Below are 23,256 nucleotides of genomic sequence, written 5' to 3'. Positions count from 1 at the left end.
AAGGTTCGTTGCGGCCGTCATGGTAACCGCCGCGACGCCCGGGGGCAACCTTGGCGATCGGCTGGCGGCTCAGCGCAGCGAACGCAGGGCGATCCAGACCAGGCCGGCGCCGACGATGCCGGCCACGGCAAGCACGCCCTGGAAGCGGCGCGAGGTGAAGCCGCGGTTGCGGCCGAGGTAAATCTTGTTGTGCAGGGAATTGCCCATCTGTGTTACTCCGAAATTCGATCATCTGTGAATGGATATTATAAAAAAATCCATAAACAGGGAACGTTCGGCACCGAACATATTTGTAACTTTGTGTGAATTACAACATGATCGATGGCGCGCGCCGGTCTCGCGCTACGACTGTTAGGATTGTTCCAACATTCGCAAGCAAAGGAGCACAGCATGAACACACGTCACCAGACCACCGACCCGGCAGCCAAAGGCGGCGCCATCCTGCACGAAGACGATATCGGCAGCGGCGAGAAAACACCGGGCGAAAAGGAAACCGAGGAAATGATCAAGGAAATCCCGCCCCTGAAGTCGGACGAGAAGCAGGACGGGAAGTAAGACGAGAGGCAAAACAAGGCCTGTGCGGGACAGGGCCAAGTTGGTAGAGGGCGGGGTCGAACCCGCCCTTGCTGTTTCTACTGCGGCTGTATTGCGATTTTTATTGCGATTCTTATTGCGCGCGGATCGGCGGATCGGGGATCACGGGTTCCTCGACCGGGGCGTGCGCCGGATCGGGCACGTCGTCGGGAACCGGAATCGTCGGCGGGGTCGGGGTCTGCTCGGGATCGGGCGTCGAGTGGGCGCGCAGCGTCTCGCGGTCCGCGCGCGGGTCGGTGATGTCCATCATCGTCCTTTCTGTTGTCATGGCGCCGGACAGCGCAAGCGCGTTGCCCGGGCACCGGCTCATGCCGTTTTCAGTGGTTCTGCTTCTGCTTGGCGCCGCCGCCGGCGCCTTCGCCGGTACCGGCACGCACGCGCGACTTGTCGTCGTGGCTGCTCTTGTCTTCCTTGCCGGCGCGTTTCTTCTGCAGGTCTTCTTCCGACAGGTTGTCCGACTGCTTGTTCTGCGGGCTGCCGCCCGATTTCGATTGGCTCATCATGGTCCTCCGTGGTTGTGAAAACGTTGACGTCTGGCGCAGACTAGCATGGAAGAACCACAAGGGTTTTCAATCGTGCGCGAGCGTGAAACCCCGGTATAGTGGCGTTTTCTCCCCATCAATTCGACCATGAAGCTGCGTTCCCTGATCCTCTCCGCCGTCCTTCCCGCAGCGGCCAGCGCCGCCCCGATGCAGCTGGCCGACTACATGGCCCTGAGCGGCCCGGCGCCGGACGCCCACGTCGCCTACGGCCCCGCCCCCTCGCAGTATGCCGAGCTGTTCCTGCCGCAAGGCGCCGGCCCCTTCCCGGTGGCGGTGCTGGTGCACGGCGGCTGCTGGACGGCCAAGTTCGGCGGCATCACCCAGCTGCGCAACATGGCCGGCGCGCTGCGCGAGCGCGGCATCGCGGTGTGGAACGTGGAATACCGGCGCGTCGACGAAGCCGGCGGCGGCTATCCCGGCATGTACCAGGACATGCATGCCGCCCTCGACACCCTGCAGGCCCAGGCCGGCGCCCACCGGCTCGACCTCGGGCGCGTGGTGGCGGTCGGCCACTCGGCCGGCGGCCAGCTGGTGCAGTGGATTGCCGGGCGCGAACGCATCCCGGCCGGCAGCGTGCTGCACCGCAAGCAGATGCTACCGGTGCGGGCCGTGGTCAGCCTGGGCGGCCTGGCCGATCTGCGCCGCGAGCGCGAACTGATCAAGGCAAATTGCGGCCGCGATACGCCGGAACTGGCCGGCACGCCAAGCAAGGGCAGGCCCGACGTGTATGCCGACACGAATGCCGCCGAACTGCTGCCCAACGGCAGCCACACGATCCTGGTGACGGGCGAGCTCGACACGATTTCGCCGCCGCGCGTGGCCCACGACTATGCGGCGCGCGCACAGGCTGCCGGCGACCGCGCCGAGGTAGTGATTCTGCCGGGCGCCAGCCACTATGACGAGGTGGCAGCGACTTCCCCGGCCTGGCCGCAGGTGCTGGGCGCCATCGAGCGCGCGCTTGCACCATCGAAGCCGGCCGCGCCGGCTAGCGCGCAGCCGGCTTCGCCAAAGGCGCCTTGACCACCACGTCGCCGACCGGCACGGCAACGCAGGGCAGCAGGTAGTCCTCGCGCTTTTCCTCGATCGACAGCCCCGGCCACTCGACCAGGTAGCGCACCGCGCCGCTCTCCAGGCGGCAGATGCAGGTGCGGCAGGTGCCGTTGCGGCAGGAACTGGGCAGCGCGAAGCCGGCGGCCTCGGCCGCCTGCAAAATGGTCTTGCCGTTTGTCGGGAAAGTGCAGTGGAGCGGTTGCAGCGTGATCGTGCCGGGCGGCGTAGGATGGGAAGTGGCGTCGTGGCTCATACGCCCGATTGTAACGCCGGGGGCCGCTTCGCCGCGGTGGCAATGCCTCAGTACGTTTCCGCACAGACCGGAAAATGCCGCGCGCCTACGCTGGGGGTTCTTTCAGTACGTACGCAGGTGCCCCATGCAAAAAATCATCGCCCCACTTTTCCTCGCCGCTTGTGCCGGCGCCGCCAGCCTTGCCAGCGCCCAGGTCGCTTCGGCGCCGCAGCCCGGCATGCCGACCGCTACTCAAGCAGGTGCGCAGGCAGGCGCGCAAGCACCCGCCGCCGTCCAGCCGGGCCAGCCCCTGCAAGCCGATGCCGCCGCCGCGCGCGCCGAATTCGAGCGCCTGCTGCGCGCCCAGGTCCTGCTCGACCGCCTGTACTTCTCGCCCGGCGAAATCGACGGCGAATACGGCTCGAACATGCGCCAGGCCCTGGCCAGCTTCCAGAAGACCCGCAACCTCGAAGCCAGCGGCAAGCTCGACGACGCCACTTGGAACCTGCTGAACCAGGACACCACGCCCACCCTCACCGCCTATGTGCTGACCGGCGAAGACGTCGACGGCCCCTTCGTGAAGATTCCCGACGACATGATGGAGAAGTCCAAGCTCGACAAGCTGGGCTATGCCTCGCCGCTCGAAGGGCTGGGCGAGAAATTCCATGCCAGCCCGGACCTGCTGGCGCGCCTGAACCCGGGCAAGGACTTCACCCGCGCCGGCGAACAGATCCTGGTGCCGGCCGTGCACGGCGGCGCCCCATTGCCGCAGGCGGCCAAGGTGGTGGTCAGCGACAGCCGCAAGGTGCTGATGCTGTTCGACGGCGCCGACCGCCTGATCGCCCAGTTCCCGGCCTCGACCGGCAGCGAGCATGACCCGCTCCCGGTCGGCAACTGGAAGATCGAGGGCGTGTTCCCGAACCCGACCTACAACTACAACCCGAAACTGTTCTGGGACGCCGACCCGGGCCACAAGAAGGCGACCGTCGCCGCCGGCCCGAACAATCCGGTAGGCGTGGCCTGGATCGACTTGTCCAAGCCGCACTACGGCATCCACGGCACGCCGGTGCCGAAGTTCATCGGCAAGACCGAGTCGCACGGCTGCATCCGCCTGACCAACTGGAGCGCCGCCACGGTGGCCCAGGTGGTGGGGGCCGGCACCGACGTCGTGCTGCAGCAGTAAGGGCAAAGCAGGCTAGTATCACCGCAGCCGGCGCGCGGCGCCGGGCGTTTCGTCGAGGAGGTAGGGCATGAGATGGCTGGTCACATTCTTGCTGGGCGTGCTGGTGGGCGCAGGTGGGCTGTTCGTCTACCTGCGCCAGATCGCGGATGCGCCCGATCCTTTCGTCATCGATGGCGGCGCCCTGCCCGCGCCGCCGGCCGCACCCGCGGCGGGCACGGGCACGCCGGATAATCCCGTGGTGCAGACCGACCTGCTCGAGGCCGACCTGCCGATCCGCCCTGCCCCGCAAGCCTCGACCGGCACGCCGTCGGCGCCGGAACTGACGGCCGACGGCAACATGCCCGGCAAGCTGCTGGTGCCGGTTGAGGGCGTCGCCTTTGCCCAGCTTACCGACACCTTCGACCAGCCGCGCGGCCAGGAACGCCATCACGAGGCGCTCGACATCATGGCGCCGACCGGCACCCCGGTACGCGCGGCGGGCGACGGGCGCGTGGTGAAGCTCTTCAACAGCAAGCCGGGCGGGATCACGCTGTACCAGTTCGACCCGAGCGAGAAGCACGCCTATTACTATGCCCACCTGCAGCGCTATGCCGACGGCATCAAGGAAGGCCAGCAGCTCAAGCGCGGCGACCTGATCGGCTACGTGGGGGCAAGCGGGAATGCCGATCCGAACGCGCCGCATTTGCATTTCGCGGTGGTGGCGCTGACGGCGGAGAAGCAGTGGTGGAAAGGGACGCCGGTTAATCCGTATCCGATGCTGGGGGATTGAAGCCGGGCGCTGCACCGTGCTCCGGCGATGACGATGACGATGTTCGTACGGTGGGCACGCTGTGCCCACGCGGTTACGGGCGTCTGCGGTTGGCCACGTGCAGCGACGGATCGCTCGCGCGGCGTCCGAAAGCCGAAGATGTTTCGTGGCCTGGTGTTACCGTGCGAGCGACATTTCACGGCACGTGTCCGGGAGATGAGCACGTAACTGCGTGGGCACGGCGTGCCCACCGTACGGTTGGCGTTGGCGATGGAATGGCCGCTACGTGGTTCACGGACCGACTTCATCCACATCCGCGCCGACATTGATGGCGGCATACGCCCGCTGCACGGCAATCGCCTCGGCACTCGCCACGCCATACAGTTCCTGCGCCGCCTCGACCATCTTCTCGCGCGCCCCGGCGTAATTCGTGCTCGATGTGAACTTGGTGGTATTCGCCTTGAACCAGATCCTGAAGGCCTTGTCGGTGCCGATGCCGGTCATGGCGCCAGGCGATTTCACCAGGTACTTGCTGTAGTAATCGCCATCCTTTTCCGCCTTCGAGCCCTGCGACAGGAAGTAGAACATGCGGTTGTTCGGCCCGCTGCTGTAGTGGACGTCGAGGCGGCGCAGCGCGGTGCTCCAGGCGTCCGGGCTGCTGCCGTCCTTGCTGGGCCGGTACATCCAGCGCAGCGGGGTCTGTTCGCGGCTGATCTCGGTGCCCAGCATCCAGTCGTTGCCGCCGTTCGGGATCGCTTCGCCCTTGCCGCCGGCGCGCGCGTAGGCTTCGACAATCTCGCCGCCGATGTCGGAACTCGATTCGTTCAGCCCGCCCGATTCTCCCGAATACACCAGGTCCGAGGTGGCGGCCGTCACACCGTGCCCCATCTCGTGCCCGATCACGTCGATCGAGCCGAGGCTGGTGAAGCTGGAACCGTCGCCGATGAACATGCAGGCGCAGGTGTCGCTGTAATAGGCATTGTCGTAGGCGTTGTTGACGTGCACCGCGATATAGGTGGCGGTGTTGCGGCCGTCCAGCGATTGCCAGCCGAGCACGTTCTTCAGCGCATCGTAGGTGTTCATCAGGCCCCACATCGCGTTCACGGCGGCGGTCTGGCCGTTCTCGTTCGTGGTGGAGCCGCCGCGCACGTACTGCTTGCCGTCGCCCCAGGTGTTGCTGGCATTGGTGTACATCTTGCCGGCGTTGCTGCTGTTATCGGCGTTGGTGATGGCCATCGCGCCGTGGGCGCCGCCGGTGCCGCGCTCGGGGTCGAGCATGCTGTAGCTGCCATCCTTCAGGGTAGTGCTGATCGGCACTTCGCCGTTGTACTGGCTCTTGCCGATGCCGATCACGCTCTGCACCATGTTCCAGCGGTCGATGATGTGGGCATCCTTCGCGCTGACGATCGTATCGAAGTACAGCGGCCTGCCGTTTTGTTGCATGCGGGTGCGCACCAGGTAGGCCAGTTCGTAGTGGTCGACCACCTCGACCACGTCGACGGCGTTCAGTTCCGCTTCGAGCTTGTCGGCGGCGCCGGGCGTGCGCTCGGTGCGCATCACCGGGTAGATCAGGAGTTCGGCGGTGGGCGGCGCCACGTGGGTGGCGGCTGGCGCCGGCGCCCCGGCCGTGGCGGCGCTGGCCGGCGCTGTCGCGGCAAGCGCCGCATCGATGGCCGCTTTGGAAAAGATGGCCGGCCTGACGCTGAAGTCGGCCGTCATCGGGCGCAGGCGGTTGGCATTGCCGCGGCCCAGGTGCAGGCGCCGCTCCGACGCCACTTCCGAGACGATGGCGCCGGTCGCGTCGAGCACCACCACCGACTCGGAACCGAAGACGCGCAAGCCCTTGTAGGTGTGGGCGGCGCGCACCACCTGGGTGCCCTGCACGCCCGGATGCTGCCGGGTAATGGCGAAGCCGTGGTTACTGTCGAGCCCGCGCGCGCCGCGTCCGGCCGCCAGCCTGCCGACCAGCGCCGCGTTTGCTTGCGCCGAGACTGCTTTGGGCGCGCTCATCATTGGCGCGGCGGCGGCGCCGCTCGCGAACAGGGCGCCCACTGCGCTGGCAAATACGGTGGCCAGCGCGCTGGCCAACAGGGTTGGTTGAACACGCATCTCGTCTCCATTCGAATTGCGCCGGCCGCACAGGCGAACCGGTCAATCTCGAAGTGTGGACGAGGCTGATATTTGTCTATTGCTTAAACGCAAGAAGCCCCGCCGGTTGCGCTTGCACGCAACGGACGGGGCGTCATCTCTAGCTGCTCAGTGTGCTCGGCTGCTCGGGCTGCCCGGCCCGGCTCGGTTGGCTCAGGCTGGCTCAGGCAATCCAGACCAGTCCGCGCCAGACCAGGTGCCGCGCTCAATCCCAGCGGTCGAAGCGATCGGTCTCCTCTTCCTTGCCGCGTTTCAGCAGGAAATAGGCAGCCGCGCCGATGGCGCCGGCAATCGCCACCTTCTTCGCCAGCCCGGCCTTGTTGTACTGCCACTCGGACTTGATGCCCATCTCGCCGAGGATGTTCGGCACGTGGCCGTGGGCCAGGTCGTCGACCACGCCCTCGACCACCTGCACCCGGTCGGCGGCCAGCAGCAGCAGCCAGCGGCGGATGTCGCTTTCGGTCATGCTGAAGGCGGCGCGGCGGATCATGCCCGACACGCCCGACGGCGGTTGCCCGGTGCCGAACAGCTGGGTGATGCCGGGACGCTCGGTCGAGACCAGCACCTCGACGTTCTGCGGCTGCGGCGAAGGCTCGGCGATGTCGGCCGGGGTGTAGCGCGGCGGGGTGCGCTCCATCGGCACGCCGGGACGGTTTTCGCGGTCGAGGTCGGCACCCCAGCCCTTGATGTGGCTCATCTGGTCGCGGGTCGGGCGGACGGCGCGCAGTTGCGGCTGCACCTCGGTCGTGTGGCCGTGGTGGCAGGGCTGGTCGAGATCGTGGGTATGCCCCTGGTGGTCGTCGTGTTGCTTGATGTCGGTACGGCTTTCCATGTCGGCTCCTTATTTCGCAACGCTTGCCGTCACCGCGCGCACCTCGTGGGCCCGCGGCGGGATCAGGATCGGCTTGATGCAGTTATCCAGTTTGCTCGAGAAGATGTGGTACGCGTCCGACACTTCTTCCAGCGGAATGCGGTGGGTGATGATCTGTTTCGGATCGATGTGCCCGGCGCGGATATGCTCGATCAGGCGCGGCAGGTGGCGCTTGACGCTGGCCTGGTTCATGCGCATGGTGATGCCCTTGTTCAAGGCGTTCCCGATCGGCACGGCGTTGAAGGTCGGACCGTACACGCCGACGATCGACACGTTGCCGCCCTTGCGCACCGAGTTGATGCACCAGTGCAGGACGGTGGCGGCGCCGGCCTGCATCTTCAGCAGGCGGCCGGTAACGGTCTGCGCCACGCTGCCGGCAGCGTCGCCGCCGACGCAGTCGATGCAGACGTCGGCGCCGAGCCAGTCGGTCATCTTCTTGATGTGCAGCGCCATGTCGCCCACGTCCTTGAAGTTCACCACCTCGCACTGGGCGTAGCGCTTGACGAATTCCAGGCGGTACTCAAGCTCGTCGACCACGATCACGCGGCCGGCGCCGAACAGCCAGGCCGACTTGGCGGCAAAGATGCCGACCGGACCGGCGCCGAACACGACGACCGTGTCGCCTTCCTTGATGCTGCCCATTTCGGCAGCCTGGTAGCCGGTAGGCAGGGCGTCGGTGAGCAGGACGGCGTCGTCGTCGACGATGTCGTCGGGGATGACCATCGGACCGACGTCGGCCATCGGCACGCGCACGTATTCGGCCTGGCCGCCGTCGTAACCGCCGGCGGTATGCGAGTAACCGTAGATGGCGCCGACCGCGGTAGCCTGCGCATTCGTGTTGTGGCAATTACCGTAGAGTTCTTTCTGGCAGAAGAAGCAAGACCCGCAGAAGATGTTGAACGGCACCAGCACGCGGTCGCCGACCTTCAGGTTCTGCACACCGGAGCCCACGTCTTCGACGATGCCGATGAACTCGTGGCCGAAGGTATGGCCGACGCGGGTGTCGGGCACCATGCCGTGGTACAGGTGCAAGTCGGAACCGCAGATGCAGGAGCGGGTCACGCGCACGATGGCGTCGCCCGGGTGTTCGATCACGGGGTCGGGCTTGTGTTGGGCGCGAACGCGGTAAGGTCCGCGGTAATTCATTGCCAGCATACTACCTCCTCGAAAGTGTGCGATGCCCGCGGCCATGCGGACATATCAGTTCTTCCAAGCTTATGCCAAAACACCAACGCGTACGTTACCCTCAGGATAGTTTATGCAAATATTTGTTGGGATAACCCATCTATTTGCATATTTTATTCACATCAGGAAAGCACCGATTCCGCATGGCAGCGTCCTGCATCGCGCCGCCTTACAGTTGGCGCGCGTCGAAGGTATTGCACTGCTGGACGTCGCCGCTGTCGATGCCGCGCCGGAACCAGCGCACCCGCTGCGCAGAGCTGCCGTGGGTGAACGAATCCGGCACCACCGTGCCTTGCGACTGGCGCTGCAGGGCGTCGTCGCCGATCGCCGTGGCGGCAGCCAGCGCGGTCTCGACGTCGCCGCTTTCCAGGATGGCCTGTTTCTGGTTGGCGTGGTAGGCCCAGACGCCAGCCAGGCAATCGGCCTGCAGTTCCAGCTTTACCGACAGCGCATTGCCCTGCTTTTCGGACGCGCTCTGCTGGGCGTTGTGCACCTGGTCGGAAACGCCGAGCAGGTTCTGCACGTGGTGGCCGACTTCGTGGGCGATCACGTAAGCCTGGGCAAATTCCCCGGCGACATTGAAGCGCTCCTGCATCAGGCGGAAGAAGCTGAGGTCGATGTAAACGGTCTGGTCGGGCGGGCAATAGAAAGGCCCGGTGGCGCTGTTGCCGGCGCCGCAGGCGGTGTCGGTCCGGCCTTCGAACAAGACCAGGCGCGGCGGTTTATAGGTACCACCCTGCTCCTTGAACAAGGGCGTCCAGGCATCTTCGGTCATGGCGAGCACGGTGCCCACGAAACGCGATTCGCGGTCGGTGGCCTTCGGCGCATCGGCCTGGCGCTGCTGCTGCACCTGCGGCGAAGGGCCGCCGCCGCCGCCGCCCAGCAGGCCCAGCACCACGCGCGGGTCGACGCCGAAGAAGATCGATGCCACCAGGGCAATCGCCACCGTGCCCAGGCCGATCGAGCGCCCGCCGAAGCCGCCGAACCCGCCCCCACCGCCGCCCTCGCCGCGGCGGTCCTCGACGTTATCGCTTTCGCGTCCGCCTTCCCACTTCATCGCGACCGCCGCAGGTTGCTGGAATTCATGCTCTCACGCGCATCCTTGAGACGGAATTCCTCGTCGACGGCGAGGCCGGCGCGGGCCTCGTCGTTCAGGTGGCGTTCGTTGCGTTCGCGCTCGACTTCACGGTCGATGCGGGCGTGTTCCTGGTCCGGTAACAGTGGCTTCATGATGGTCCTTGTGCTGAATACTTGTGCTGGATGCGTGTGCTGGATGCGTGGGGCCGGTGGTGCAGCCGGCTTCCTGCCGGCCTGGCCATGGTAGCAGTATGGACGGCCCCGGCGCGCCAGTATGTTCGGGCATTCACATAGCTCTTCCATGGCGTGCGGGCAGGCGCAGTGTACGCTATGTGCGTTAGCGTACAGAGTAGCCCTAGCGAATCCTTGATGCTCGTGGCATGACCTCTTCCCTCCACGACCCCGACGCCCTGTTCGAGCTGGGCCAGGCCCTGCAGCGCGCAGGCTACCGCTTCGTCACCATCACTCCCGCCAGCCACCGCCGCGTGAACGGCCGCGAGGGCAACGCACGCGCCGGCGATTTGCGCGGCGTGTTCGGCTGGAGCCGGCCCTTTACGGAAGACACCGTGCCGGGCGAGATGCTGGCCCTGATGCGCCGCGCCGGCGTGCTGCGCGAGCGCGACGGCCACCTGTGCGCCACCGTGCGCGCCTCGACGGTCGGCGAGCGCCTGTATTTCCATTCCGCGTTTCCCACGCGCGAAGACGATGCCGTGTTCTTCGGCCCCGACACCTACCGCTATGTCGCCGCCCTGAAGCGCTCGATGGAAGGCATCGCGCCGCCACGCCGCGCGGTCGATATCGGCACCGGCAGCGGCGCCGGCGCCATCGAGGTCGGCTGCCGCTTCCCGGACTGCGAAGCGGTGGGCGCGGACATCAACCCGTTCGCGCTAAGCCTGGCCGCCGTCAACGCGCGCCTGGCCGGCGCCGCCAACGTGCCGACCCTGCACAGCGATTTGCTGAAGGACCTGGACGGCGGCTTCGACCTGGTGCTATCGAACCCGCCCTACATCCTCGACCCGTCGGAATTGCGCTACCGCCATGGCGGCGGCATGCACGGCGCGGCGCTGTCGGTGGATATCGTCGAGGCAGCCTTGGAACGCCTGCGCCCGGGCGGGACCCTGCTGCTGTACACGGGCATCGCGATCGTCGACGGGCACGACGAGTTCCTGGACACGGTCCGGCCGCGGCTGGACGCATGCTGTCCCGGCTGGCGTTACGAGGAACTCGACCCGGACATCTTCGGCGGGCAGCTCGACTGCGAGGGTTACGAGGACGTGGAGCGGATCGCGGCGGTGTGGCTGCACGCGACCATGCGCGGATGAGCCTGCCTGGATAAGGCGCCGGTGGGGGGCATGCAGATCCCGCCATCTGCCAAGGTGTCTCTTTTGGCGTTCTCATTCCTTCTCTTTTCATCTCTTTTTCTCCCTGCCATTTCGACAAGTACGAAAAGAGAGAGAAAGAGAACGAATGAGGGTGCGGAACGAGACGGTTTGATACAGGGGCCTGGACGGGCCTCCCCACCCGCCCCTCCCGCATTCGGGCGCCGGCCTCGGCATCAGGCCGGGTCCGCCAGATGCCCTACAAATACTTGAGCCAGGCCAGGTCGCGCCGCCGGGCCTTGAAGCGCGCAAAGGCGCGCACTGCCGGATACAACGCCAGCGTCAGCACGGCCGTCAATCCCCATACCTGCCACACGCCATCCATGCGCGGCGCGCTGCCGCCCGCCTCCAACCCGCGTGCCAGCAATTGCAGCACGTACAGGTGCAGGATATAGAAGAACATCGGTGCAGACCCCAGCACCGCCAGCCATGCGGTCAGGCGCCCGTCCTTGCGCTCTAGCAGCACCAGCAACAATAAGCCAATGCCCAGCGTCAGCGCCGCGAACAACAGCGAAGGCGGGTACTTGGTCACGTTGAAAAAGCTCATCAGGGTCTCGCCGCTCGAGGCGCCTGCGATCCACGGCCGGTCGCCATACACGTTCAGCGCGCGCAGCGCCACGAACACGCCGAGCGCACCTGCGGCCCAGGTGAGCAGGCGCCGCTGGCGATCCGGCGCCGCCCAGCCCTGGGCAAACCAGGGGCCACAGGCATAGCCCAGGCAAATGATACCGATCCAGGGCAGCACCGGGTACGAAGTACGCAGGCGCAATGTCTCCGATATGTCGATCCAGCCGCGGTCGTGCAGCACGGCCCAGATGGCGTGCAGCGGGTGACCGGCGGCGAAGTGCAGCCCATCGAGCAGGTTGTGCCCGGCCACGATCGCGAAACCGAGTGCGATCAGGGCTGCGCGCGGCAGATGCACCAGGGCGGCAAGCGCCAGCATCGACAGGCCGATGGCCCAGATCACTTGCAGGTAGACCACATTCGGCGGGAAGGTCGCCGTCCAGGCAAAATTGATCACGGTCAGTTCCAGCACGACCAGGAACAGCCCGCGCTTGGCGAGGAAGCTTGATGCCGCACGCGGGCCGTCGGCCTGGCGCGACGCATACAGGAAGGCCGACAGCCCGGTCAGGAAAACGAAGACCGGCGCGCACAAATGGGCGATCAGGCGCGAGAAGAACAGCGGCGCCGGCGTCGTTGACACGTCCATCGGATCGGACACCTGCAGGTGCAGCAGGAAGGTCTCGCGCACGTGGTCCACCATCATGAAGACCATGACGAGGCCGCGCAGGGCGTCGATGCTGAGGATGCGGCGCTGGGCGTGGATTGGTAGTGTCTGCATCTGCCTGCCCTTACAGTTTCAGGTTGAACGACAGGTAGGCGGCGCGGCCCGGTCCGGGCGCGAACATCGCCTGGGCATCGGCGGCTGGCCAGAAGAAATTGTCGTACCACGCGTAGGCATGGCGCCGGTCGGCCAGGTTCTTGACCTGGAAGTCGATGCTGGCGCGCCCGGAAATCGTGTAACGCACGTTGGCATCGAACAGCACGAAGCCGCCGAACTTGCCTTGCGCATTCAGGTTGTCGATGAAATAGCTGCCCTGCGCCCGCCCCTGCAGACCGGCGCGCCACTTATCCGACACGCGGTACTCGGCGCCCGCATTCGTGATCGTGCGCGGCGTGGCGAACACTTCCTTGCCGGCCAGCGACACGCCCTCGGCCGTGAACGCACGCATCACTTCGGCTTTCTGCAGCGAGTGCGAGAACCACAGGCCGAGCTTGTCGGTCGGCTTGCTCGATATCTGCAAATCGAGACCCTCCCTGCGCGTCTCGCCCAGGCCGACCGTGGTGCCGGTTGCAGGCATGTTGGCCACTTCGTCGGTCGCATCCTGGCGCCAGGCCGCGAGGCGCAGTTCGGTTTGCGCGGCGGGCTTGAACTTGACGCCGACTTCCTTGCCGGTATTGATCGACGGCGCAAAGCGCGCCTGGCCCGGCGCCAGGTAGGCCGGCGCGCCGGAACCGGTCAGCACCTGGAAGGTGCAGCCCCAGTTGCCGTACACGCTGAGGTTCTGCAAAGGGCTGTAGACCATGCTGAACTTCGGCTGCTTGATCCAGCCGGATTCCTGCAAGCCCAGCGTGCTGCCATCCTTCAGCGGCATGTGCCCGGTGAAGCGGTCCACACGGAAGCCCGGCACGATCTTCAGGGTGTCGCCGACTTTCAGGATGGCCTGGGCATAGGCGCCGACATTGTTCAGGTAATAGCGGTCGTCGTTCTGGATCTGCGCCGGCGTCGTGAAATCGCTCGGCACGGCGTAGGTGTAACGCAGGCGGCCGTAGCGGTTATCCTGGCGCTCGGTGTTAACGCCGGTTTCGATGGTGGCGCGCTCGTCCAGGCGCAAGGTCAGCGTGCTCAGCAGGCCCACCTGCTCCTCGTCCCACAGCCGGCGCTGGCGCGGCGCAGTGCCGGCCGGGTTGCTGGTGAAGGTGACGCGGCGGTCGTCCTGGTAATCGTTGAAGTAGACCTTGTTGCTGAGGAAGACGTCGGGCGTAATCTGCCAGTCGAGATGGACGCTGGCGTGCTTCATCTCACGGTCCGTTACATCATTGGCGTTCTTGCGCGGCGACTGGTCGCGGTCCTCGGCCATTTCCCGGGCCGTCAGGAAGCCGGGTTCTTCCGCATCGTGGCGGTAGGTGCGCAGTACCAGGCCGGTCTTCAGGCGCTTGTCGTCGGATGTGAAAAACCACTTGGCGCCGAGCGAATACTTGTCGGAGTCGCTCTGGGCGCGGTAGCCGCCGCTGTCCTGCTTCGCGATGAAGTAATTCTGGGCGAAACCGCCGCTCTCGCGGCCCAGCGCGAATTGCAGCTCGCGCGTATCGAAGCTGCCGGCCGTCAAGCGGCTGTCAGTGTAGTTGCCGCCCTGGCGCGTGCCGAGGTTGATGTTGCCGCCGATATTGTGCAGGCCGTAGCGCGGATCGTTGGTGCCGCGCACCACCTCGATGTAGTCGATCTCGAGCGGAAACACCATGTCGATGAAACGCTGGTTGCCGCTGTTCACATTGCTCGGGATACCGTCGATCAGCACCTTGATGCCGTTGATGTAGCCCTCGCCGTTAAACGCGCGGAAGGTCGCCTTGCCCGATTCGGCGCCCATGCGAAATTCCGTCAGCTGCACGCCGGGCAATTGGCCGACCAGTTCCCAGCTGTTGCCGACGGTCTTGTCCTCGATCTGTTCGCTGCCCAGCACGTCGACCGAGGTCAGGATGCGGTTGCTGAGCAAGGCGCCGGCATTGCGCGCGGCGCTGATGCGCACCTCGCCCATCACCGTCGAGGGCTCCCCGGTCCCGGCAATCTCGTTGGCATGGGTCGAGAAGGGAAAAGCCGATAACAGGACCAGTGGCAGGAGCTTGCGTTTCATGAACCAGGAATCTTTCCGGCGCCGGTACTGCCGGCATGCGTGGGTGGATCGGAATGGCGGATGCAAGGAAGGCATCGCGACCGCGGCGATCTAAATGATAACGCATTCTTGATATCAAGAAAAGATGGCGAGCTTACCCGGTCACCAGCATCGCCCCGGCGGTGACCAGCAGTACCGCGCAAAACAGCAGCCGCAAACGCGCCGCGGGGAAGCGGTAGGCCAGCGCCACGCCCGCCGACACGCTGGCGATGCCGCCGACCGCCATCGGCACGCCCACGTCCCACGCCACGTGCTGCCCTTGGGCATACGCAAACAAGGCGATGGCCGAACTCGGCACCACCAGCGCCAGCGCCGTCCCTTGCGCACGGGTCTGCTCCATGCGGAACAAACTGACCAGGGCCGGCACCACCACCAGCCCGCCGCCGATGGTGAAGATGCCCGACATGGCGCCGCTGGCAATGCCGAGCAGGGGCAAGGCCGAGCGCGTCATCTGGCGCGGCGCCGGGGCCGGCGCCTCGGCGCCACCGCGCGCGCGGCGCAGCACGCCGCTACCGAAGTACAGGGCCAGCGCAATCAGGAACAGGGCAAAGGCGATGCGCAGCACGCCGGAATCGATGCCGCTGGCCAGGCGCCCTGCCACGTAGGCCGCCACCATCGAGAACACGCTGATCGCGGCCACCGCACGCAAATCGATGCGGTGTTTCTGGTGGTAGCGGAAAAAGCCGATCAACACGTTCGGCACGATCATGACCAGGGCCGTGCCCTGGGCCAGGTGCTGGTCCATGCCATATAGCCAGGCCAGCACGGGAATCGCGATCAGGCCGCCGCCGATGCCGAGCAGGCCGCCGGCAAAACCCAAGCCGGCGCCGAGGGCGGTGTTCAGGAGGATGGCAGGCAGGATGTTCGTCATTGGTGCAATGGGCGCCCTACCCTGGCACGGGCAGCGCAAAAGTTCATGAGTACTGCGGATGGATCAGCGTCATGCCGCCCTGCCGCAGACCACAGTGTAACCATTCGCTCCACTTTCATAATAAACTGCAACTTTATCCATTCTTAAATCAAACTGAATAATGGACAGTGTTTCCGACCTGGCCTTTTTTGTCGAGTTGGTCAAGCGGGGTTCGCTGGCTGCGCTGGCGCGCGAATGGGGTGTGACGCCGCCGGCCATCACAGCCCGCCTGGCGGCACTGGAAAAGCGCCTGGGTGTGCGCCTGCTGAACCGCACTACGCGCCGCATCAGCGTCACCCATGAGGGCGAGGTCTACCTGGCGACGGGGGCGCGCCTGCTGTCGGAGCTGCAGGAACTGGAACAGTCCGTCTCGAGCAGCCGTGCCGTCCCCAAGGGACTGCTGCGAGTGAATGCCACCTTCGGCTTCGGTCGCCGGCACATCGCGCCGGCCATCATCGCGTTCGCGCGGCGCTATCCGCAGGTCGACGTCCAGCTCGACCTCACCGACCGCCCTGCCAAGCTGGCGGACCAGGCCTTCGACCTCGGCATCTGGTTCGGCACCGTGCCGGACTCGCGCATGGTTGCGCGGCGTATCCTCGCCAACCGGAGAGTACTGTGCGCTTCGCCGGACTACCTGCGTGAGCATGGCATCCCTGGCAAGCCGCGCGATCTGCAACACCACCACTGCATCGTGCTGCGCGAAACCGCGGCCGCGTTCGGCACCTGGCACTTCGTGCGCGGGAACAAGGAAGAAACGGTAAAGGTGCGCGGCGTCCTGAGTACGAACGATGGCGAGACGGGTGTGCTGTGGGCGCTGGCCGGGTTCGGCATTTTAATGCGCTCGGAGTGGGACATTCACTCTCACTTGGCCGAGGGGAAGCTGGTGCCGCTGCTGGAGGACTGGGAATTGCCGAGCGCGGATGTGTTTGCAGTGTATCCGGAACGGGCGAATCTGTCGGCGAAGGTAACGGCGTTTATCGACTTTCTAGTCGAGTGGTTCAAGCAAGATGCAGGGTGAGCGACGCCATCTACCAAGTGAAGTAGCCAGAAACAAAAAGGGCTTCCATTCGGAAGCCCTTTTGCTACTACTGGCGGAGAGGGTGGGATTCGAACCCACGGTACGGTCACCCGTACGCCTGATTTCGAGTCAGGTACATTCGACCACTCTGCCACCTCTCCTTATTCGGTGCGTTGCGGTCGCTACAAGCGAGGCCGCATTATAGCGGGTCATTTCCGTTTGTGGAAGAAGAAAGATGTCGAGAGCATAAAGTTTCTTTTTCGACGGGTCGGCAGCCTCAGCGAACGGAAACGATATGACAGGGACGGGACACGGAAAACAAAAAAGGCTTCCTTTCGGAAGCCTTTTTCGCTCAATACTTGGCGGAGAGGGTGGGATTCGAACCCACGGTACGGTCACCCGTACGCCTGATTTCGAGTCAGGTACATTCGACCACTCTGCCACCTCTCCTACTTCATTGCGGCGTGGTCGCTGCAAGAGACATGCATTATAGCCAGCCTCTACCGAAAACGGAAGAGCTAATTCGTTTCAAACGAATCACCCCTCCCCTTTCGACATTCAGGCAGCCACTGCCAGGCGCTCCAGGCCGCCCATGTACGGACGCAGCACTTCCGGAATGACCACGCTGCCATCGGCCTGCTGGAAGTTCTCCAGCACCGCCACCAGCGTACGTCCCACCGCCAGGCCCGAACCATTGAGCGTATGCAGCAGCTCAGGCTTGTTCTGGGCATTGCGGAAACGCGCGCCCATTCGGCGGGCCTGGAACGATTCCGTGTTCGACAGCGAGGAAATCTCGCGGTAGGTGTTCTGCGCCGGCAGCCAGACTTCCAGATCGTAGGTCTTGGCCGCGCCGAAGCCCATGTCGCCGGTGCACAGCGACATCACGCGGTAAGGCAGGCCCAGCGATTGCAGGATGAACTCGGCCTGGCCGACCATTTCTTCCAGCGCCGCGTACGACTGCTCGGGATGCACCACCTGAACGAGCTCGACTTTATCGAACTGGTGCTGGCGGATCATGCCACGCGTGTCGCGGCCGTAGCTGCCCGCTTCCGAGCGGAAGCACGGCGTGTGCGCGGTCATGCGGATCGGCAGCGCGTCGAGCGGCACGATCTCGTCGCGCACGATATTCGTCAGCGAGACTTCCGAGGTCGGGATCAGGTAGAAGGTCTCGCCCTCGCCTTCCGCACCGCCCTTCTTCACCGAGAACAGGTCTTCCTCGAACTTCGGCAGCTGGCCGGTGCCGCGCAGCGAATCGGCATTCACCATGTAAGGGGTGTAGCACTCGGTGTAGCCGTGCTTGTCGGTGTGGGTGTCCAGCATGAACTGGGCCAGCGCGCGGTGCAGGCGCGCGATGCCGCCCTTCATCACCGAGAAACGCGAGCCGGTCAGCTTGGTGGCAGTGTCGAAGTCCAGGCCCAGCTTTTCGCCGATATCGACGTGGTCTTTCACTTCGAACTCGAAAGCCGGCGGCGTGCCGACCTTGCGCACTTCGACGTTGCCGGTTTCGTCCTGGCCAGCCGGGACCGATTCGTGCGGCAGGTTCGGGATGGCTTCCATGAACTCGGCCATCTTGCGCTGGACGTCGGCCAGCGAGACTTCGTTGGCCTTCAGTTCGTCGCCCAGGCCGGCCACTTCGGCCATCACGGCGGTGGTGTCTTCGCCTTTGCCCTTGAGCATGCCGATCTGCTTGGACAGCGAGTTGCGCTTGCCCTGCAGCTCTTCGGTGCGGATCTGGATGGCCTTGCGCTCGGCCTCCAGGGCGTTGAAGGCGTTCACGTCGAGCTGGAACTTGCGGGTCGCCAGTCGGGCGGCGACGTTGTCGATGTCTTTGCGGAGGAGTTGGATATCTATCATTGTCGGCTTCTGCGAGGCGTATGTCGAAAACGCAATTGTACCAAGGGGACAGCGTTTCCAAAGCGTGATTTACGCGCGTAATGGATGAGCTTGCTAAGGGCGGCGGGCGCGCCCCCTTCCCTCAACTTTCTTCGCCTTGCGCGTCGGCGTCGAGCTGGCGCAGGAAGGCCAGCTTGTCGGCCACCTTGGCCTCGATCCCGCGCGGCACCGGCTGGTACCAGCGCGGCTCGGGCATGCCGTCCGGCAGGTAGGTTTCGCCGGCCGCATAGGCGTTCGGCTCGTCGTGCGCATAGCGGTATTCGTGGCCGTAGCCCAGCTCCTTCATGAGCTTGGTCGGCGCATTGCGCAGGTGCACCGGCACTTCGCGCGACTTATCCTTGCGCACGAACGCCATGGCCGCATTGAAGGCGTTGTAGCCGGCGTTGCTCTTCGCGGCAATGGCGAGATAGATCACGGCCTGCCCCAGCGCCAGTTCGCCCTCGGGCGAGCCCAGCCGCTCGTAGGTCGTGGCGGCGTCGTTCGCGATCTGCAGCGCGCGCGGGTCGGCCAGGCCGATGTCTTCCCAGGCCATGCGCACGATGCGGCGCGACAGGTACTTAGCATCGGCGCCACCGTCGAGCATGCGGCACAGCCAGTACAGGGCCGCATCCGGATGCGAACCGCGCACCGACTTGTGCAGGGCCGAGATCTGGTCGTAGAAATTGTCGCCGCCCTTGTCGAAGCGGCGCGAATTCAGGGTCAGCGCGTTGTCGACGAACTCGCCGGTAATGGTGGTGATGCCAGAAGTCTCGGCCGAGGTTTTGGTCTGCTCCAGCAGGTTCAGGAAGCGGCGCGCGTCGCCGTCGGCATAGCCGACCAGGGTATTCACCGCGACCTCGTCAAACGTCAGGTGCTTCAGCACCCTTTCCTGCGCGCGCTTCAGGAGCTGGCGCATTTCGTCGTCGTTCAAGGCTTTGAGCACGTACACCTGCGAGCGCGACAGCAGCGCCGAATTCACTTCGAACGAGGGGTTCTCGGTGGTGGCGCCGATCAGCGTCACGAGACCGGACTCGACGAAGGGCAGCAAGGCATCCTGCTGCGACTTGTTGAAGCGGTGGATCTCGTCGATGAACAAAATCGTGTGCTTGCCGCGCGCCAGGTACTGCTCGGCCTGCTCGACGGCGGCGCGAATGTCCTTCACGCCGGACAACACAGCGGACAGGGCGATGAATTCGCAGTCGAAGGCGTAGGCCGTCAGGCGCGCCAGCGTGGTCTTGCCGACGCCGGGCGGGCCCCACAGGATCATCGAGTGCGGCTTGCCGGACTTGAACACCAGGTTCAGCGGCTTGCCGGGGCCGAGCAGGTGGCTTTGGCCGATCACTTCATCAATGGTGCGCGGACGCAGGGCTTCGGCCAGCGGGGCCGCGGGTTCGTGCTTGAACAGGTCATCCATGCGGCGCTCCCCGAACGGGTGCCGGAACGGCGAAATAGTGCGAATGGTTGTGCATGCAGCTAGTGTAGCCGATGCCTGCACACGCCGCGAAGTGCACGCATGCCGGGCGCCCTCGCACGCTTGATGCAAGCCTGGCCCACCCATGAAAAAAGCCGCCCCGGTCAGGAGCGGCTTCGGATGGCAGGCTACAGCTAGGCGCGTCAGTTATTGATGACGTCCGCGCCCTTCGGCATCTCGAACTTGAACTGCTGGGCGCCCAGAGACGGGTTGCGCTGGAAATTGGTGAACTTCAGCACCGAGGTCTGGCCGAAGGTGTCCTTCAGTTCCATTGCCTGCGGAATGCCGTCGCGCAGGCCGATGCTGATCTGTTCGAAGGTCGTGTCGCGCGCCTTCGGTACGGCGTTCAGCCATTCCAGGCCGTCGCGCGTGCCGGCTTCGGACAGGGTGAAGTTCTTTTCCAGGTCGTTGCTGCCGAACAGGATGGCGGCCGGCGAGGAACCCAATGCGTTGCCGAGCTTCCTGGTGGTGACCTGGTTCAGGTCCTTGTCGTAGATGTAGAGCTGGTCGCCGTCGGCCTGCAGCACTTGTTCGTAGGGCTTCTGGTAGGTCCAGATGAACTTGCCGGGGCGGGCGAAGACGAAGCTGCCGCTCGAGGCAGGCGTGGCCTTGCCGTTGGTGGACTTGCGTTGCTGTTGCTGGGTGAATTCGCCCTTGGCGGATTTGGTGCCGGAGACGAAGGATTTGAATTGGTCCAATGCGGCGGCGTGGGCGGTGCCGGCCAGGGCCAGGGTGGCGGTGGCGATCAGGGTGGCGATAGTCGTTTTCGTGTTGTTCTTCATCGTGGTCCTTTTTTGCGTTGGGGTGTGCATGGGCACGACCGCGTGGGCACAGGTGCCTTGCGCGGCCCGGCCCACCCTACGAAGGCGGCATGCAAACCGCCCGGTTGGATGGACTTCAAAGTACCGGCTTGGTTACTCGGCGCTGGTGGCGGGCACGAGGATGTCGCGGTTGCCGTTCGATTGCATCGGCGAGACCACGCCGCTCTGCTCCATCTGCTCGAGCAGGCGCGCAGCGCGGTTGTAGCCGATGCGCAGGTGGCGCTGGACCAGCGAAATCGACGCGCGGCGGTTCTTCAGCACGACCTGCACCGCCTGGTCGTACATGGCGTCGGACTCGCCGCCGCCCTCGCCGGCCGTGGCATCGCCGCCGGCGCCGCCCTCTTCCATCGTGCCGCCTTCCAGGATGCCTTCAATGTAATTCGGCTCGCCCATCGATTGAAGATGTTTTACAACTCGATGCACTTCGTCGTCCGAGACAAAGGCGCCGTGCACGCGCACCGGCAGGCCGGTGCCCGGCGGCATGTACAGCATGTCGCCCATGCCGAGCAGGGTTTCGGCCCCCATCTGGTCGAGAATCGTGCGCGAGTCGATTTTCGACGAGACCTGGAACGCGATGCGGGTCGGGATGTTCGCCTTGATCAGGCCGGTGATCACGTCGACCGACGGGCGCTGGGTCGCAAGAATCAGGTGGATCCCCGCCGCACGCGCCTTCTGGGCGATACGGGCGATCAGTTCTTCCACCTTCTTGCCGACCACCATCATCAGGTCGGCGAGTTCGTCGATGATGATGACGATCGTCGGCAGCTTTTCCAGCGGCTCGGGATTGTCGGGCATGATCGAGAATGGATTCGGAATGTGCTCTTCCCGCTTCGTTGCTTCCGCGATCTTGGCGTTGTAGCCGGCCAGGTTACGCACGCCCAATTTAGACATTAACTTGTACCGGCGCTCCATCTCGTTCACGGCCCAGTTCAGGGCGTGGCCGGCCTGGCGCATGTCGGTCACCACCGGCGCCAGCAGGTGCGGGATGCCCTCATACACCGACATTTCCAGCATCTTCGGGTCGATCAGGATCAGGCGCACGTCCGCCGGGTCGGATTTGTACAGCAGCGACAGGATGGTGGCGTTGATGCCCACCGACTTACCGGAGCCGGTGGTACCGGCAACCAGCAGGTGCGGCATCTTGGCCAGGTCGGCCACCACCGGCTTGCCGGCGATATCCTTGCCCAGCGCCACCGTCAGGTTCGAGGCGGAGTCGTTGTAGACCTTGGAGCCGACGATTTCCGTCAGGCGCACGATCTGGCGCTTCGGATTCGGCAGTTCCAGCGCCATGTAGTTCTTGCCGGGAATGGTCTCGACCACGCGGATCGAGGTCAGCGACAGCGAACGCGCCAGGTCGCGCGCCAGGTTGACGATCTGGCTGCCTTTCACGCCGGTGGCCGGCTCGATTTCGTAGCGCGTGACGACCGGGCCCGGATAGGCGGCCACGACCGCGGCTTCGACGCCGAAGTCCGACAGCTTTTTCTCGATCAGGCGGCTCGTGAATTCCAGCACGTCGACGGCCACGGTTTCCTGGGCCGGCGGCGCTTCGTCGAGCAGGGCCAGCGGCGGCAGGGTCGAGTCGCCTGGCAAGTCGCGGAACAGCGGGGTCTGTTGCTCCTTGACCGCGCGCTCGCCTTTCGGCACCGACATCATTTGCGGCTCGATCTTGATCGGCGCCAGGACCGGCTCGGCACCGACAGCGGCCGGGGCCGGCGTGCGCGGCGGCTTCGCGGCCGGAGGCGGGCTGCTACTAAAGTCCTCGTCCAGGTCGATGTATTCGGGCACCTCGTCCGGCTCCAGGCGCGGCTCCTTCATGGCCGGGCGCGCCGGGGCCGATGCGGCCGCCTTGCTCAGTTCCAGCTGGGGCTCGGTGCGCAGGGCCGGCGCCGGCTGCTTCTCCACGTGGCGGGCGCGTTCGGTGACCACCGCTTCGTCGCGCTTGACAGCGGCGGCTTCGCCCTGGCGGCGGTCTTCGCCGGCCTCCATGCGGCGGCGGAACCAGTCCAGCGTCATCTCGGCCGACTCGCCGATGCGCTCGGCCACGGCCAGCCAGGACACCTGGAAGAACAGCGAAAAGCCCAGGCCGAACAGCAGCAGCAGGAGCAGCGTGGCGCCGGTAAAGCCGAAGGCGACCTGCGAAGCGTGGCCCAGCAGCTGGCCGAGCACGCCGCCCGGGGCGCGCGGCAGATCGACGTCCCAGGACCACATGCGCAGGTATTCCAGGCCGACGCTGCCGGCGAACATCAGGGCGAAGCCGATCCAGCGGATGATGAATTCGTCCTGGTGCTCGGGTTCGCGCGGGGCCGGATCGGTGTCTTTCAGGCGCCGGTAGCCGCGCCAGACGGCGCGCAGGAACAGGCCGCCCCACCACCAGGCGGAAAAGCCGAAGATAAACAGCAGCAAGTCGGCGAGCCAGGCGCCGGCCTTGCCGCCGAGATTGGCAATCTGCGGCACGGTGTTCGCGTGCGACCAGCCCGGATCGGCCTTGTTGTAGCTCAGCAGGATCAGGACGAAATACAGGAAGGCGACCGCCATGGCGATCCAGCGCGCTTCCAGCAGGAGGCGCGCAAGCCTGCCCGGCAGCGGAGCGCGGCCGGCCGTATTGCGGGGGACATTCGAGGGAGGGGCGGAACTCTTCTTGCTCATGCTGCGTGGTGCATTCATCTTCGCGATAGCGGAATCCAGCCATTCTAAGGCATATAT

The 23,256-nt window shown here is 65.3% G+C and carries 22 protein-coding genes and 2 tRNA genes; 6 read left to right on the top strand and 18 right to left on the bottom strand.

Features of this window, described 5'->3' with window-relative positions:
* Window positions 1–69 precede the first annotated feature (69 nt).
* Window positions 70–207 (bottom strand): hypothetical protein, encoded by a 138-nt coding sequence (locus LK540_RS00505; protein ID WP_229434963.1) that lies wholly within the window; start codon window positions 205–207, stop codon window positions 70–72.
* Window positions 208–390: 183 nt separating this feature from the next.
* Here LK540_RS00505 and LK540_RS00500 point away from each other — a divergent pair, with 183 nt between their 5' ends.
* The gene (locus LK540_RS00500) at window positions 391–555 is read left to right on the top strand and encodes a hypothetical protein (protein ID WP_229434962.1); all 165 of its coding nucleotides are present in this window, start codon (window positions 391–393) and stop codon (window positions 553–555) included.
* 112 nt (window positions 556–667) lie between these two features.
* Here the strand turns inward: LK540_RS00500 and LK540_RS00495 are convergent, their stop codons facing one another.
* Window positions 668–904 (bottom strand): hypothetical protein, encoded by a 237-nt coding sequence (locus LK540_RS00495; RefSeq protein ID WP_229434960.1) that lies wholly within the window; start codon window positions 902–904, stop codon window positions 668–670.
* Between the two features lie 7 nt (window positions 905–911).
* Window positions 912–1,094 (bottom strand): hypothetical protein, encoded by a 183-nt coding sequence (locus LK540_RS00490; RefSeq protein WP_229434958.1) that lies wholly within the window; start codon window positions 1,092–1,094, stop codon window positions 912–914.
* Between the two features lie 129 nt (window positions 1,095–1,223).
* Here LK540_RS00490 and LK540_RS00485 point away from each other — a divergent pair, with 129 nt between their 5' ends.
* Window positions 1,224–2,156 carry an alpha/beta hydrolase gene (locus LK540_RS00485; RefSeq protein ID WP_229434956.1) on the top strand — a complete coding sequence of 311 codons (933 nt, stop codon included), beginning with the start codon at window positions 1,224–1,226 and terminating at the stop codon, window positions 2,154–2,156.
* Here LK540_RS00485 and LK540_RS00480 read toward each other — a convergent pair.
* Window positions 2,122–2,439, bottom strand: coding sequence for a 2Fe-2S iron-sulfur cluster binding domain-containing protein (locus LK540_RS00480; protein ID WP_229434955.1), 318 nt, complete (start codon window positions 2,437–2,439; stop codon window positions 2,122–2,124). The two genes, LK540_RS00485 and LK540_RS00480, sit on opposite strands and share 35 nt — an antisense overlap.
* A gap of 124 nt (window positions 2,440–2,563) precedes the next feature.
* Between LK540_RS00480 and LK540_RS00475 the strand changes: the two genes are divergently transcribed.
* Together LK540_RS00475 and LK540_RS00470 are read left to right on the top strand one after the other, a co-directional pair.
* Window positions 2,564–3,601 carry a L,D-transpeptidase gene (locus tag LK540_RS00475; protein ID WP_229434953.1) on the top strand — a complete coding sequence of 346 codons (1,038 nt, stop codon included), beginning with the start codon at window positions 2,564–2,566 and terminating at the stop codon, window positions 3,599–3,601.
* Between the two features lie 67 nt (window positions 3,602–3,668).
* The gene (locus LK540_RS00470) at window positions 3,669–4,370 is read left to right on the top strand and encodes a M23 family metallopeptidase (RefSeq protein WP_229434951.1); all 702 of its coding nucleotides are present in this window, start codon (window positions 3,669–3,671) and stop codon (window positions 4,368–4,370) included.
* Window positions 4,371–4,640: 270 nt separating this feature from the next.
* On the opposite strand, the gene LK540_RS00465 is transcribed toward LK540_RS00470, so the two are convergent.
* From LK540_RS00465 to LK540_RS00445, 5 genes are all read right to left on the bottom strand, one after another.
* Complete coding sequence (locus tag LK540_RS00465) at window positions 4,641–6,458, bottom strand: M4 family metallopeptidase (RefSeq protein ID WP_229434950.1); 1,818 nt, start codon at window positions 6,456–6,458, stop codon at window positions 4,641–4,643.
* Window positions 6,459–6,702: 244 nt separating this feature from the next.
* Window positions 6,703–7,329: a hypothetical protein gene (locus LK540_RS00460; RefSeq protein WP_229434949.1), complete on the bottom strand. Its 627-nt coding sequence runs from the start codon at window positions 7,327–7,329 to the stop codon at window positions 6,703–6,705.
* A gap of 9 nt (window positions 7,330–7,338) precedes the next feature.
* Window positions 7,339–8,523: a zinc-dependent alcohol dehydrogenase gene (locus LK540_RS00455; protein WP_229434947.1), complete on the bottom strand. Its 1,185-nt coding sequence runs from the start codon at window positions 8,521–8,523 to the stop codon at window positions 7,339–7,341.
* A 199-nt stretch (window positions 8,524–8,722) separates the two neighbouring features.
* Window positions 8,723–9,610, bottom strand: a complete 888-nt coding sequence (locus tag LK540_RS00450; protein ID WP_229434946.1) for a neutral zinc metallopeptidase — start codon at window positions 9,608–9,610, stop codon at window positions 8,723–8,725.
* Complete coding sequence (locus tag LK540_RS00445; protein ID WP_229434944.1) at window positions 9,607–9,783, bottom strand: hypothetical protein; 177 nt, start codon at window positions 9,781–9,783, stop codon at window positions 9,607–9,609. The genes LK540_RS00450 and LK540_RS00445 overlap by 4 nt, the downstream gene beginning before the upstream one ends.
* A 227-nt stretch (window positions 9,784–10,010) precedes the next feature.
* On the opposite strand from LK540_RS00445, the gene LK540_RS00440 reads away from it, so the two are divergent.
* Window positions 10,011–10,952 carry a class I SAM-dependent methyltransferase gene (locus LK540_RS00440; protein WP_229434942.1) on the top strand — a complete coding sequence of 314 codons (942 nt, stop codon included), beginning with the start codon at window positions 10,011–10,013 and terminating at the stop codon, window positions 10,950–10,952.
* Window positions 10,953–11,208: 256 nt separating this feature from the next.
* Here the strand turns inward: LK540_RS00440 and LK540_RS00435 are convergent, their stop codons facing one another.
* The 3 genes from LK540_RS00435 to LK540_RS00425 form a co-directional block, all read right to left on the bottom strand.
* Window positions 11,209–12,351, bottom strand: a complete 1,143-nt coding sequence (locus LK540_RS00435; protein WP_229434940.1) for a DUF1624 domain-containing protein — start codon at window positions 12,349–12,351, stop codon at window positions 11,209–11,211.
* 10 nt (window positions 12,352–12,361) lie between these two features.
* Window positions 12,362–14,422 (bottom strand): TonB-dependent receptor, encoded by a 2,061-nt coding sequence (locus tag LK540_RS00430; protein ID WP_229434938.1) that lies wholly within the window; start codon window positions 14,420–14,422, stop codon window positions 12,362–12,364.
* A 133-nt stretch (window positions 14,423–14,555) separates the two neighbouring features.
* The gene (locus tag LK540_RS00425; protein ID WP_229434936.1) at window positions 14,556–15,332 is read right to left on the bottom strand and encodes a sulfite exporter TauE/SafE family protein; all 777 of its coding nucleotides are present in this window, start codon (window positions 15,330–15,332) and stop codon (window positions 14,556–14,558) included.
* 160 nt (window positions 15,333–15,492) lie between these two features.
* Between LK540_RS00425 and LK540_RS00420 the strand changes: the two genes are divergently transcribed.
* Window positions 15,493–16,389 carry a LysR family transcriptional regulator gene (locus LK540_RS00420; protein ID WP_229434934.1) on the top strand — a complete coding sequence of 299 codons (897 nt, stop codon included), beginning with the start codon at window positions 15,493–15,495 and terminating at the stop codon, window positions 16,387–16,389.
* Between the two features lie 71 nt (window positions 16,390–16,460).
* Here the strand turns inward: LK540_RS00420 and LK540_RS00415 are convergent.
* From LK540_RS00415 to LK540_RS00390, 6 genes are all read right to left on the bottom strand, one after another.
* A tRNA-Ser gene (locus tag LK540_RS00415) sits at window positions 16,461–16,550 on the bottom strand.
* Window positions 16,551–16,749: 199 nt separating this feature from the next.
* Window positions 16,750–16,839, bottom strand: a tRNA-Ser gene (locus LK540_RS00410).
* A 108-nt stretch (window positions 16,840–16,947) separates the two neighbouring features.
* The gene (gene serS / locus LK540_RS00405; protein WP_229434933.1) at window positions 16,948–18,243 is read right to left on the bottom strand and encodes a serine--tRNA ligase; all 1,296 of its coding nucleotides are present in this window, start codon (window positions 18,241–18,243) and stop codon (window positions 16,948–16,950) included.
* A gap of 121 nt (window positions 18,244–18,364) precedes the next feature.
* Window positions 18,365–19,675: a replication-associated recombination protein A gene (locus LK540_RS00400; protein WP_229434931.1), complete on the bottom strand. Its 1,311-nt coding sequence runs from the start codon at window positions 19,673–19,675 to the stop codon at window positions 18,365–18,367.
* 200 nt (window positions 19,676–19,875) lie between these two features.
* Window positions 19,876–20,514: an outer membrane lipoprotein chaperone LolA gene (gene lolA / locus LK540_RS00395; RefSeq protein ID WP_229434929.1), complete on the bottom strand. Its 639-nt coding sequence runs from the start codon at window positions 20,512–20,514 to the stop codon at window positions 19,876–19,878.
* 132 nt (window positions 20,515–20,646) lie between these two features.
* A complete protein-coding gene (locus LK540_RS00390) occupies window positions 20,647–23,199 on the bottom strand; it encodes a DNA translocase FtsK (RefSeq protein WP_229434927.1) in 2,553 nt (850 codons plus the stop codon).
* Window positions 23,200–23,256 lie beyond the last annotated feature (57 nt).

The organism is Massilia sp. IC2-278 (genome assembly GCF_020708045.1).
Lineage (GTDB): Bacteria > Pseudomonadota > Gammaproteobacteria > Burkholderiales > Burkholderiaceae_D > Telluria.
The sequence above is the reverse complement of the archived record's forward strand: the minus strand, read 5'-3'. Positions and strand labels throughout refer to the sequence as shown.